The organism is Arthrobacter sp. M2012083 (assembly GCF_000281065.1).
In the GTDB taxonomy this organism is placed as follows: Bacteria; Actinomycetota; Actinomycetes; order Actinomycetales; family Micrococcaceae; genus Arthrobacter.
Genome location: NZ_AKKK01000052.1, coordinates 18,583 through 30,347, shown reverse-complemented (window position 1 = coordinate 30,347; position 11,765 = coordinate 18,583). Strand labels below are relative to the sequence as shown.

At 62.7% G+C, this 11,765-nt stretch carries 11 protein-coding genes; 9 read left to right on the top strand and 2 right to left on the bottom strand.

Features of this window, described 5'->3' with window-relative positions; genetic code table 11:
* Nucleotide 1 precedes the first annotated feature (1 nt).
* Entirely contained in the window at nucleotides 2-1,381 is a 1,380-nt protein-coding gene (locus tag A477_RS0118725; RefSeq protein ID WP_017200424.1) for an MFS transporter, read from the top strand.
* On the opposite strand, the gene A477_RS0118720 is transcribed toward A477_RS0118725, so the two are convergent.
* The gene (locus A477_RS0118720) at nucleotides 1,372-1,983 is read right to left on the bottom strand and encodes a TetR/AcrR family transcriptional regulator (protein ID WP_017200423.1); all 612 of its coding nucleotides are present in this window, start codon (nucleotides 1,981-1,983) and stop codon (nucleotides 1,372-1,374) included. The genes A477_RS0118725 and A477_RS0118720 overlap by 10 nt on opposite strands.
* Nucleotides 1,984-2,231: 248 nt before the next feature.
* Between A477_RS0118720 and A477_RS0118715 the strand changes: the two genes are divergently transcribed.
* Genes A477_RS0118715 through A477_RS0118690 form a run of 7 tightly spaced genes read left to right on the top strand, consistent with a single transcriptional unit; the run spans nucleotide 2,232 to nucleotide 9,008 of the window.
* Nucleotides 2,232-3,932, top strand: a complete 1,701-nt coding sequence (locus tag A477_RS0118715; RefSeq protein WP_017200422.1) for an amidohydrolase — start codon at nucleotides 2,232-2,234, stop codon at nucleotides 3,930-3,932.
* Nucleotides 3,933-3,976: 44 nt separating this feature from the next.
* Nucleotides 3,977-4,369, top strand: coding sequence for an ABC transporter substrate-binding protein (locus A477_RS23905; protein ID WP_017200421.1), 393 nt, complete (start codon nucleotides 3,977-3,979; stop codon nucleotides 4,367-4,369).
* Between the two features lie 10 nt (nucleotides 4,370-4,379).
* Nucleotides 4,380-4,970 carry an ABC transporter substrate-binding protein gene (locus A477_RS23900; RefSeq protein ID WP_353579777.1) on the top strand — a complete coding sequence of 197 codons (591 nt, stop codon included), beginning with the start codon at nucleotides 4,380-4,382 and terminating at the stop codon, nucleotides 4,968-4,970.
* A gap of 27 nt (nucleotides 4,971-4,997) precedes the next feature.
* The gene (locus A477_RS0118705; protein ID WP_017200419.1) at nucleotides 4,998-5,771 is read left to right on the top strand and encodes an ABC transporter permease; all 774 of its coding nucleotides are present in this window, start codon (nucleotides 4,998-5,000) and stop codon (nucleotides 5,769-5,771) included.
* Complete coding sequence (locus A477_RS0118700; RefSeq protein WP_017200418.1) at nucleotides 5,771-6,550, top strand: ABC transporter permease; 780 nt, start codon at nucleotides 5,771-5,773, stop codon at nucleotides 6,548-6,550. Before A477_RS0118705 ends, A477_RS0118700 begins: the two co-directional genes overlap by 1 nt.
* Nucleotides 6,547-7,401, top strand: coding sequence for an ABC transporter ATP-binding protein (locus A477_RS0118695; protein WP_017200417.1), 855 nt, complete (start codon nucleotides 6,547-6,549; stop codon nucleotides 7,399-7,401). Before A477_RS0118700 ends, A477_RS0118695 begins: the two co-directional genes overlap by 4 nt.
* Nucleotides 7,402-7,415: 14 nt before the next feature.
* Nucleotides 7,416-9,008 (top strand): sulfatase family protein, encoded by a 1,593-nt coding sequence (locus A477_RS0118690; RefSeq protein WP_237715836.1) that lies wholly within the window; start codon nucleotides 7,416-7,418, stop codon nucleotides 9,006-9,008.
* A 42-nt stretch (nucleotides 9,009-9,050) separates the two neighbouring features.
* On the opposite strand, the gene A477_RS0118685 is transcribed toward A477_RS0118690, so the two are convergent.
* Nucleotides 9,051-10,025: an AraC-like ligand-binding domain-containing protein gene (locus A477_RS0118685; RefSeq protein WP_017200415.1), complete on the bottom strand. Its 975-nt coding sequence runs from the start codon at nucleotides 10,023-10,025 to the stop codon at nucleotides 9,051-9,053.
* A gap of 235 nt (nucleotides 10,026-10,260) precedes the next feature.
* Between A477_RS0118685 and A477_RS0118680 the strand changes: the two genes are divergently transcribed.
* Nucleotides 10,261-11,736, top strand: a complete 1,476-nt coding sequence (locus A477_RS0118680) for an APC family permease (protein WP_017200414.1) — start codon at nucleotides 10,261-10,263, stop codon at nucleotides 11,734-11,736.
* The last annotated feature ends 29 nt before the right edge of the window (nucleotides 11,737-11,765 follow it).

Here is an 11,765-nt window from a genome sequence, read left to right as displayed (position 1 = left end):
AATGGAAAAATCTTCTGTAGCTTCACAGTCTTTGCCAGCGGCAGCCCCACGCCCGTCACGCCTGCCGGGCCGCTTCGCGCGGCTTCCCGAATTGGCGGGGCCTGGCTTCCTGCCCTTGGGCCTGTTCGCCAGGCTTCCCCTGGCCATGCTGACCGTCGGCACCCTGACATTGGTGACGGCAGTCAGCCACTCCTACGCGATCGGGGGAATGGCGGCCGGAGCGGTTGGTATCGGCTCAGCCTTGGGTGCTCCTGTCCTCGGCTCGCTGGCTGACAGGGCCGGACAACGGATTGTGCTTCTCGTGGCAGCGGTCATCAACACCCTTGCCGTTGCGGGGGTCCTTGCTGCGGCGTACCTCACTCCCGGCTACGGCTCGGTGGGCGACGCCGTTGGGGTCCTCGTAGCAGCTTTCCTCGCGGGAGCCAGCTGTCCCCAGGTAGGTCCCATGGCGCGTGTCCGATGGATGGCACTGACTACCCGCAACCTATCTCCGTCCCCAGCCAACGGAGGCAGAAGCGTTGCCGCCAATCGGGCTGACCTGGACACAGCATTGTCATACGAAGGCACCGCGGACGAAATCACCTTCGTCCTGGGTCCTGCCCTGGTGGGTGTCCTGGCCAGCATGGTGGCACCATGGTTGCCGCTCGCCTTGGCTGCCGTCATGACCATCACGTTGGTGCCGGCTTTTGCGGTCCACCCCAGCCAACAGGCCGTGGTGCCCGCACCTCGGAAGCCGGGTCACGGCGTCGGGCCTTCCAACGGACGGGAGCCTTCCGGAGGGCAAGCCACCCACATGGCCGCACAGCGGCGCAACCGTTGGGCGGGGGCTGTGGTGGCCGTTCCAGTGGTGGCGATGGTATGCATGGGGACATTCTTTGGTGCGACGCAAAACGCGCTGAGTGCCTTCTCAGCGCAATACGCTACGGCCGAGATCGCTGGACTCCTGTATGCAGTAATGGGGCTCAGCTCCGCCGTAGCTGCGCTGTCCGTGGCGTTCTGGCCGCAACGGTTCAGCTTGGCTTCCCGTTGGGTTGCCGCAGCACTGGCAATGTCCGTTTTGTCCCTTTTGCTCCTTCTCCCGTCGGGCATATGGTCCATGGTCTTCGTCCTGCTGATACTGGGCATTCCAGTGGGGCCCGTGATGGTGACCGTCTTCAGCATCGGCGGCGTGGTGGCACCGGCCGGGCGCATGGCAACGGTGATGACTGCACTCGCCAGCGGAATCGTGGCCGGAACAGCATTGGGCTCCTACCTGGCCGGGCAATTGGCTGAAACGGACGGGGCAGGTGCTGCATTCGTGGTTTCGATGGCGGCTGCGGCCGGTCTTTTGCTATTGGGTGTTGTCACGTCCTTGGTGATGAAGCGACAGCCTCAGGCGTAGCTGAGCGCTCCGGCGAGGGACGCGGCCATGAGTTCCACCAACCGCAGTGAGCGTTCTTCGTCGGGGTCAGCCAAATGCTGCATACTGATGCCGTCGATCCCCGAAATGAACAAGCGGGTGATGTCCTCCAGGTTGTCGGGGACGGGTTCGCCGGCGGCCTCGGCAGCCGCACGGAACAGCTCCAGGGTTGAGTTGACCCAGCCGTCGTACATGGAACGGTTCATGAGCAAAGCCTGTGGTTGGTCTTCGGCCTCTACGCGGAAGCGCCGGAGCAGCAGTTCGAACGTTGTGACCTGCTCATGCGGGTTCTCCGACATGCGGCTCCAGATGCGTCGCGCGTGGGCGCCCACCATGTGGCGCAATCCCATACCTGGATCGGCCACGGGCTCCAGGGCCTTGGCATAGTCCCTGCTGAGGAAGTTGTACACCTCTTCGAGGAGTTCGTCCTTGCTCCGGAAACAGTAGTGCAGGGCGGCCAGCGGGGCTTCGGCTTCGCTGGCGATCCGACGCGTCGTCGCAGAGGCCAGGCCGTCCTGGGCGATCACCCTAGCTGCGGCCTCGACGAATTGCAGCCGCCTTTCCTCTGCGGGAACCCTGGCCATTCATTCACCTCTCTCTTCAAGTCACCTGTGACTCGTTCCATCACCTGTGATCGGGTTCACCAACCCAGCAGTCTCATCGATAGTAGGCGCTATCCGCCGCGCCGTGCTTTCGGCCGTGCCGGGGGCGGAAAAGTCCTTCCAAAGAAATTTTACGACAAAACCTAGTCAAGTGACCCAGTCAAGCGACATACTTCTTTCAGGAAACGTTGTCTGCATCACATTTGGATGCGGTGACTTGAGGAGAACCGATGGAAGATTTCGCTGACTTGGTGATCGTGAACGCCTCGGTCCACACCATGGACCCGGCGAAGCAGTCTCGGATGAGCGACGCCGTGGCCGTCAAGGGTGGACGTGTTGCAGCACTGGGCCACGAAGATGTGACCCAGTCGATTGGCCCCGACACGCAGGTTGTCGATGCCGCCGGCGGTGCGGTCATCCCCGGCATCAACGATGCCCATCTACATTTCGTATCCGCCGCCATGGCCGCCTTTGGGTATGTGCGCCTAGGGCCGGCAGCGGCGCCGAACTGGGCGGCCGTCGTCGACGTCGTTGAGTCGGCCATGCCGGGGGAGGACGGCTGGGTCCGGGCCCATGGCTGGGACGAGGCGTTGCTGGGACCGGCGAAGGGCTTCTTGCTCGAATCCCGACCCGACACTCCCGTGGTGGCGTTCGATAGCACCGGGCATCAGTTGCTGGCCAACAGGGAAGCGCTGAGAAGGGCCGGGATTGACGCCGCAACAGCGGACGTCCATGGCGGCGTTGTGGCTAGAACCGCCGTCGGCAATCCCACAGGTCTGCTCCAGGACGGAGCCATGGAACTTCTTTCGCGGGCGATGCCGCCCGTGCCGTCCTCCACCCTGCGGCCGGCCCTGCTGGCATTGCAGGAGCACCTGCACTCGCTCGGTATCACTTCACTCACTGATCCTGGCCTGGGCCCCGCAAGTGCAGGGCTCATGGACGGTAGCGGTTCGACGGCCGCACTTGAGTTGCTGGGCGACCTCGCCGCGGAGGATGAACTTACCTTGAGAATCAACGTCCTGATGCTCTTCGCCGGAACCGGGGGAGCCAATGCCCATGCAGTTGAGATGGGGTTGGGAAGTGGACTGGCCCGGACGTACTTGAACCGCGGCATCAATCCTGAACAGTTGCGAATCGCCGGCGTCAAGATCTTCGCGGATGGCATTCCCCGCAGCGGCACCGCGTGGATGAGTGAACCTTACGGCACAGCTTGTACGCACGGCAGCCTGGTGATCCAGGGGGCCAACGACGCTGACAGGGTGGCAGAGCTGCGCAGGATACTGGCGCTGATCAACGACGCGGGGCTGCAAGCCGGGGTCCACGCCACAGGGGACGCTGCCACAGCCGCGGCCGTGGAGGCCATTGTTGCGGCGACTGACGGTCCCAAGGAGCGTCCAGGGTCATCGGGGAACCGCCACTACATCATCCATGGGGCGTTCGGCGATCCCGGCGCGTTGGGCACGATGGCATCCAACGGCATCGGGTACAGCACCAACCCGTTGATCCGCCAGGAAGCCGGCGACATCATGCGTCAAGTGTTGGGTGAGGACCGTTTCTCCCGACACCAGCCCCTACAGTCAGCATTGGAGGCCGGCGTTCATCTCAACCTCGCTTCCGACGCCCCCGTGACCAGTGCTGATTGGCGGCGCACAGTAGTGGCAGCCGTCCGCCGGGCCACACGTTCCAGACCGGGCAAACCGCGGGATCCCGAGCGGATCACCGGCCTGCAGGCCTTGGCTGCAATGACCATCCACGCCGCGTGGCAGGACCACGCCGAGCACTTCAAAGGTGCCCTGACACCAGGCATGGCAGCAGATCTGTGCCTTCTCTCCAACCCTTGGCCCGTGGACGAGGAGATCGAAAAGCTCCTCGACACAGAGGTCAGGCTCACTCTGAGCGGTGGCCGCGCAGTCCACCAATCCATCAGCTAGAACCATTCCCTTCCGTTCCAACCATTCGTGATTCAAGGAGCACCATGCGACGCACTATTCCCTTGGCCCTGGCCGCAGTTTTGTCCATGACGTTGGCAGCCTGCGGCGGCGGGGCGGGCCCGGCCGCGGCCCCCGCCGCCGACGGTACCACCACACTCAAGGTGGGAACCATCGGCATCGGTTCCGATGCCGGTATCCGCCTCGCGGCTGACAAAGGCTACTTCAAAGAGCAGGGTCTCAACGTCGAGATTTCTGTCATAGCTAATCCGCCGGCCGGTATTGCAGCTGCCCAGAGTGGCCAGATTGACGTCACCTACACGCCATCCATCCCGCTTTTGAACGCACTGAGCCAGAACGTACCACTCAAGATCATTCGCCGCAGCCGATGGCTACAAGGACGGGGCCAGCGAGGGGGCGGACCTCAACCGCGTAGATGACACCGGACTCCTGGTCCAGCAGGCGTCCACCATCAACCGGCCGAAGGACCTGGAAGGAAAGAGCGTCAGTGTTCCAGCCCGCAAGGCACAGCTGGAGGTTACGGTCAGCAAGCTCGTCAAGGACGACGGCGGCGACCCCGCCAAGGTGAACTGGATGGTCCTCGATCCGTCATCGGCACTCCAATCACTGAATTCCGGACGAGTCGATGCCGCATCCCTGATTGCCCCGTTCACGTCCAAGGCCGCATCAGAGGGCAACAGGCTTCTGGCCTCGCCCGGCGTCGAGTTCTTTGAACAGGGCGCGATTGGCCTCTGGGTGTCAGGGGCGAACACGGTGAAGTCCAAGGAGAAGGCGTTGGAGGGTTTCAAGGCGGCCATCTACAAGGCGAACGCCTACGCCAACGGCCACATCGATGAAGCACAGCAGCTCAGCGCCGAAATCACCAAGACTCCGCTGGAGGTCGTGAAATCAGGTGCAGTGAATTACTGGCCCGAAGAGGTACGCCTCGAAGACATCGAACGCGCCAACAAAAACCTCGCTGACCTCGGCTTCCTGAGTGCACCTGTGAAGCTGCCGGCTGACGTAATTTTCGGCAAGTAGGCCGTAAAGCGACATGGGAGATTCGTCATGAAAGCATCCATCCGCCCCTATGCGTTCAGCGCCTTGGGCATCGCCGGAGCCCTTGCCATCTGGCAGGTCCTGGCGGCGGCCAACGTGGCAGGAAACGCGCTCCCGCCAGCCACAATGGTGTTCACCACACTCGCAAGCATTCTTGGGACGGGCATGTTCTGGTCGGCCTTGGGCGCCACCCTTGGAATCGCGTTGCTCGCGTTGGCTGTAGCGGCCTTGGCTGGAGTGGCCATCGGATTGCTCGTTGGCAGCTTCGAACCCGTCCGTTACGCCACCTTGGCAGTGCTGGAATTCCTGAAGCCGGTCCCGCCGATCGTCATACTTCCCCTCGCGGTATTGGTCCTGGGTCCCACTGCAGAGATGTCCCTTTTCCTGGTGGTGTTCGGGTGCTTGCTCCCCATCGTCATGCAGACCGTGGACGGTGTTCAGGGCACCGATCCCGTAGCGCGGGATACAGCCCGCTCCTATGGCATGGGTGAGGGAGAGATTCTGGCCAGGGTGGTCCTGCCCAGCGCCATGCCGTACATCGGTACTGCGATGCGGGTGGCAGCTCCTGCCGCCTTGGTAGTCACGGTCGTGGCAGGACTCCTTGGTGGCGGCCCGGGCCTGGGCCAAAGCATTTACCAGGCACAAGCGGCGGGCGACTACGCCAGTCTTTACGGACTGGTGATTGTCCTCGGTGTCCTGGGTCTGTTGTTCCAAGGTGCTACCCGGCTGGCCGAGCGCCGGGTTCTGCACTGGCATGAGTCCTACCGGGAAGTGGTGCCCTGATGAGAAACGTCAAAATACGAAACTGGGTGATCGGTGGTGGCACACCTGTGCTGCTGTTGGCGGCGTGGTGGCTTCTTTCCGCGAACTCCAGCGATCCCTTCTTCCCGCCGTTGGAAACCATCATTGTGCGTTTCCAGGAGCTGTGGCTGTTTGACCACTTCCAGTCCGATGTCCTTCTTAGCTTGGGAAACCTGTTCCTGGGCTTCGCCATCGCAGGAGTGGCCGGTGTCGCCCTCGGCTTCGTCACGGCCTTGGTTCCTCCGGTCCGGTGGATGATCGATCCGTTGATCCATTTCCTCCGTGGTATCCCTCCGGTGGCTTTGGTTCCGATCTTTATCTCCCTCATCGGCTTCGGAACCGGGATGCGGGTGACCAGCATTGCCCTGGCGGCATTGTTTCCGACAATGATCGCCACGGTGGACGGCATCCGCGGGGTCAGCAACGACCTCATGGACGTCGCCCGGGTGTACCGGCTCAGCCGAAAGGAACGGGTGCTCAATGTCTTGCTGCCGGCGGCGATGCCCCACATCTTTTCCGGACTGCAGGTGAGCCTCCAGGTGGCCTTCATTGTGATGATCGCGAGCGAGATGCTGGGTAGTTCGCAGGGCATCGGAGCCATGACCTTGCTTGCGCAGCAGAGTTTCATGACCGCTGACATGTGGGCCGGGATCCTGCTCCTGGGTGTCATTGGATTCCTGGTCAACATCCTGTTCAGCCTGCTTAAGCACAAGGTTTTGTCTTGGTACATCGGGTCCCGTCGCATGGCGCGTGCAGCATGAGCGCCCGGCAGGCCCCGGCTCTTCCCATCCGAAACAGAAAGTCCACCATGGCACAGCAACCAGAAACCCGCATCAGTGCGACCACTCCGCGGCTGGACGTGGCGCATCTTGCCAAAACCTATGGCAGCGGCGAAAAATCACGCACAGTTATTGAAGACCTCACCTTCACCGTCGATGCCGGCGAAGTTGTCTGCATCGTAGGCCCTTCAGGTGTTGGCAAGACGACACTCCTGAAATGCTTGGCCGGGCTTCATCCGGCCAGCAGCGGACGGGCAGCCATTGACGGACGAACCATCAGCGGCCCTCCTCCCGAAATGGCCCTGGTCTTCCAGGACTACAACCGCTCCCTGATGCCGTGGCTCACAGTCCGAAAGAACCTGATCCTTCCTTTGCGGCACCTCAAGTTGCCCGCGGCGGAACTGAAGGAACGCTGCGATAGTGCCCTGTCCGCCGTCGGCCTGTCCCATGCCGACAACCAATATCCCTGGCAGTTGTCCGGCGGAATGCAGCAGCGCGTGGCGATCGCCCGGGCGCTGGCGTACCGGCCGGAGATCCTCATCATGGACGAGCCGTTCGCCTCCGTGGACGCGCAGACCCGGTTTGACCTGGAGGACCTGTGCTTGAAGATCCGGAAGGACTTCAACATGACCATTTTGGTGGTGACGCACGACATCGACGAAGCCGTCTACCTTGCAGATCGCGTGGTGGTCCTTGGTTCAAGGCCTGCCCGCGTCCTCAGGGTAGTGGACGTGGACCTACCGGCTCCGCGTGATCAAATCAGCACACGTTCGTTGCCGGACTTCGCCAGGCAACGCACCGAAGTGCTGTCCCTTATCAAGAGGCCCGCATGATGGGGCGGCGCAGGGTGGCCGCGAACCGCCGGCCCAACGTGCTGTTCATCATCGCCGACCAGCTCCGGGCCGACCATCTGGGTTTCGGCGGCAATGCCACTGTCAAGACGCCAAACCTGGACGCGCTTGCGGCCAAGAGCATTGTTTTCGAGAATGCGACAGTGGCCAACCCCACGTGCATGCCCAATCGCGCCAGCCTGATGACCGGCAGGTGGCCTTCTGCGCACGGGACGCGTTGCAATGGCATCACCCTTGATCCGCTGACCCAGACCGTTCCCGGGTCCTTGGGAGCGGGCGGCTACCGCACCGTGGGTGTGGGAAAGCTGCACCACCAAAACATGGGGTGGGAGTTTGAGCCGCACCAGGCCGAAGAGATACGGGCCACTGACCCCCTGCTGCTGGACACAGAGGTAGGCGACGCCCGCCGCCAGGATTTTGCCCCAGGGTGGGATCAATGGGAGAACCGCGACGCGCATGATGACCGTTTTATTGCCCTCCCCTCCGACTACTACGGCTACCAGCACGTGGACCTCGTTATCGGCCACGGGGACCGTCCCGGTGGCCATTATGTGCACTGGGCGCGCGAACGGGGCATTGACCCGGAATCGCTGGGAGGCCCGGTAAATTCGTCCAGCAAGTACGGCGGGTGGGACCAGGTGTACCAGACGGCTATTCCCGCTGAGGTGCACCCCACCAGCTATGTAAGCGAGAAAGCAATCGAGCACCTGAAGGATGCTGCCGGCCATGACCAGCCGTTCTTCATGTTCGTGTCCTTCCCGGACCCCCATCATCCGTTCTCGCCGCCCGCGGGCTATTCGGACCTCTACGATCCCGGCGACGTGCCACTCCCGCTCGGCTTTGAGCAGGACCACTCGGCCTCGCCGGCCCATGTGAGGGAGATGATGGAACACCGTGGTGAGCCAAACGCAGACCCGACCATGACGTGGGCGGCAACGGAGGAACAGTACAGGTTTGCCGCTGCCGCCCAATACGGCCTGATCACGATGATGGACGAGCACATTGGCCGGATCCTGGACGAGTTGGATCGGCAAGGACTGGCGGAGGACACCATTGTGGTGTTTACCAGCGACCATGGAGACCTCTTTGGGGACCACGGGCTCATGCTTAAGCACTTTGTCCACTATCGGGCGGTAACCAATGTTCCTTTGCTGGTGCACCTTCCCGGCAGCCCGCCGCGTCGCACCGGGGCCTTGGTTTCCAGCGCGGACGTGGCCCCGACGCTCCTTGAGCTCACTGGCTCCAAAGGGTATCGGGGAATCCAAGGCCAGTCACTTGTGCCTTTGCTGCAAGGAGATACCGACCACCATCGGGACGCACTGTTGGTGGAGGAAGAACAACCGTTTGGCTTGGCGGGATTGCCGGGACCGGTCCGCATGCGAAGCCTGATCACAGCTGAGGGCAGGCTGACCCGGTACTTCGGCACGGATATTGCCGAACTCTACGATCACCGCGTGGATCCCGGGGAACTGGTCAATCGTGCGGGAGATCCCTCTTTCGCCGGATTGGAAGATCGCTTGCTCCGAACCATGCTGGATGAAATGGCTGCCCTCACGGACCAGGGGGCCGCCCCGACGGCGGCCGCTTAGCCAAGCTCGACGGCGGCAGCCGGGTTCGGTCCCGGAGCGCCGTCAGTGACTGTTGCGGTAGCCGGTAGGGGAGTTCCCAAACGCCGCACGGAAGATGCGGCTGAAATGGGCGGCATCGGTGAACCCCCACCGGGCTGCAATGGCAGTGACCGGTCGATCCGCAAGGACCGGATCTTTGAGGTCCCGGCGGCATCGTTCGAGTCTTCGTTGCCGGATAGAGGAAGCCACCGTGGTGCCGATTTCCTGGAAGAGGTCGTGCAGGTGCCGCGTCGAGATGTAGTGGGCTGCCGCGATGGTTCCGGGGGACAACTCCGGGTCACCGAGGTTGGCCTCAATGTAGTCGTGGATCCGGCCCAGCAGCAGGAGGTGTGGATCCCGGCCCGTCTCAATCAACTGATCGAGTTCACCGTTGAAGAGTGTGGTCACCAGGTCCAAGGCGTTGTGGACCAAACGGAGGCCATTGGTGCCGGAGAGGGCTTCAAGGTTATCGGCCAGTTTCACCAGGAAGGGGCTGATGAGTTCGCCCAGGCCCTCATCGCCCGGAATCCGCAAGGCGGTGACATGGCCCATGGCTTCGGCCGGGAGGTCCAGCAGGACGTGGGGGAACATGAGCACCAGGGTTCGGAAGTCGTCGTCGAACGTTAATTGATACGGCCGGGACGTGTCGTAGATGGAGAGATCACCGGGGCGCAACACGGCTTCGCGTTCGTCTTGAACCAGTCGACCCGATCCAGCGAGTTGGATGCTGAGTTTGAAGAAGCGCCCTGTGGATTTGGCAATCAACTCCGGTGTGCGCAGAACGGTATGGGGTCCGGCAGTAATCTCCACTACGGAGATCTGCCCCAGCACCCGGGCTCGCATGATGCCGCGGAAGGTTGCGCCTTGGAGTGAAGAACTCCGCGGCCCCGTGGCCAACAAAGGCACGAACGAGGTGGAGATTGCCTTGCTCCACTCCTGGAACGACTCCGCCACGATGGTTTCCACGGTTGCGGGGCCCGTATCAGCCGCGACGGTCATCGAACTCCCTTTCAATGGCCCGCGGGCGCCGTTGGCTTCCGGGCTGTAGTGCCGATAACGCGGACGTGAGCTTGCCCACGATTCTACACCGGGGCCCACGTGCCGCCGTGCTTGCGTGCAGCGACAAATACCCTGCCGTGTGAGACAAGTCACGCACGGTCCCTGCGGTGCAAGATTGCGGAATGACAGACACCGTGCCGGGAAATTCCTCCCGGCACCGAGGCAGGAGCACACTATGAGCGTGGACAACCCCGTCAAAGGCAGGACCGCCGGGACAGTCGGTACCAAAAGGCGGCTCGGCGTACCGGCAGTGACCTTCATGATTATCGCGGCCTCGGCGCCGCTGACAGTGCTCGCCGGAGGCGTGACCACCACCTTCGCCGTCACCGGCGTGACCGGTGTGCCGTTGTCCTTTCTGGTTCTCGGTGGAATCCTGGCGCTGTTCGCGGTGGGCTACGCGGCGATGAGCCGCTACGTCACCAACGCCGGTGCCTTCTACGCCTACATAGCGCAGGGCATCTCAAGGCCGGCCGGTGTGGGCGCATCGCTGATAGCGCTCATGGCCTACAACCTGATGCAGGTGGGCATCTACGGGTTGTTCGGCTTTACGGTCTCATCGCTCCTGTCCGCGCGGCTTGGCGTCAGTGTTCCGTGGTGGATTCCCGTGCTGCTGTGTATCGCAGTTGTGGGGTGGCTGGGCGTGAACAGGGTGGACCTGTCCGCCAAGGTGCTTGGTGTCCTGGTGGCCCTCGAATTCCTGGTGGTGATTGTGTACGACATCATCAGCCTGGCTGTGGCTCCGGAAGGCATCAGCGCAGTGACTTTCAGCCCCGAAAGCTTGTTCGTTCCCGGCATCGGAGCTGTACTCTCCTTCGGCATCGCCGCCTTCATGGGCTTCGAGTCAGCCGCTATCTACGGTGAAGAATCCAAGGACCCCAAACGAACAGTCGCACGGGCAACGTTTGCCGCTGTGGGAATCATCGCCGTCTTCTATGCCGTCTCCGCGTGGGCCATGACCGTGGGGGCCGGACCGTCAGCCGTCGTCGAGGCAGCTACCACCAACGGGCCGGACATGATCTTCGCCTTCCTTGGCGCCCACGGTGGCGTGCTGATCAGCGACATCGCCCAGATTCTCTTTGTCACCAGCCTCTTCGCCGCACTCGTCAGTTTCCACAACGCCGTAGCCCGTTATTTCTTCTCGCTCGGCCGCGAGCGCGTCCTGCCGTCGGCGCTCGCCAGGGTGCGGGCGGAAAGTGGGGCACCCTTCGCCGGTTCGCTGGCGCAGACGGTGATCGCCGTCGTCGTGACGCTTGGCTTCGCCATTGCAGGTTCGGGTTCCGAACTCGGGGAACTGTATCCCGTATTGACCATGTTCACGTGGCTGACCAACAGCGGTGCCATGGGGCTGGTGCTGCTCATGACCGTGGTGTCGGTGGCTGTGATCGGCTTCTTCCGTCGGCAGCAGCACGGGGCAAGCCTGTGGGTGAGGGTCATCGCTCCCGGTCTGGGATTCGTGCTCCTTGCCCTTGTCTTTGTGCTCATCACGGCCAACTTCAATGTCCTGTTGGGGCAGGCCGAGTCAACAGCGGCCACGCTGATCTTGCCGATGCTGGTACTCCTGCCGGGAGTTGTGGGGGTCGTCTGGGGCTTGCGCCTCCGTCGCTCGCAGCCGGCCCTCTATGCCCGGATCGGTCACGGGGCAGATGACTGATACCTTCGCCACGTAAAGGAAGCCCCGGC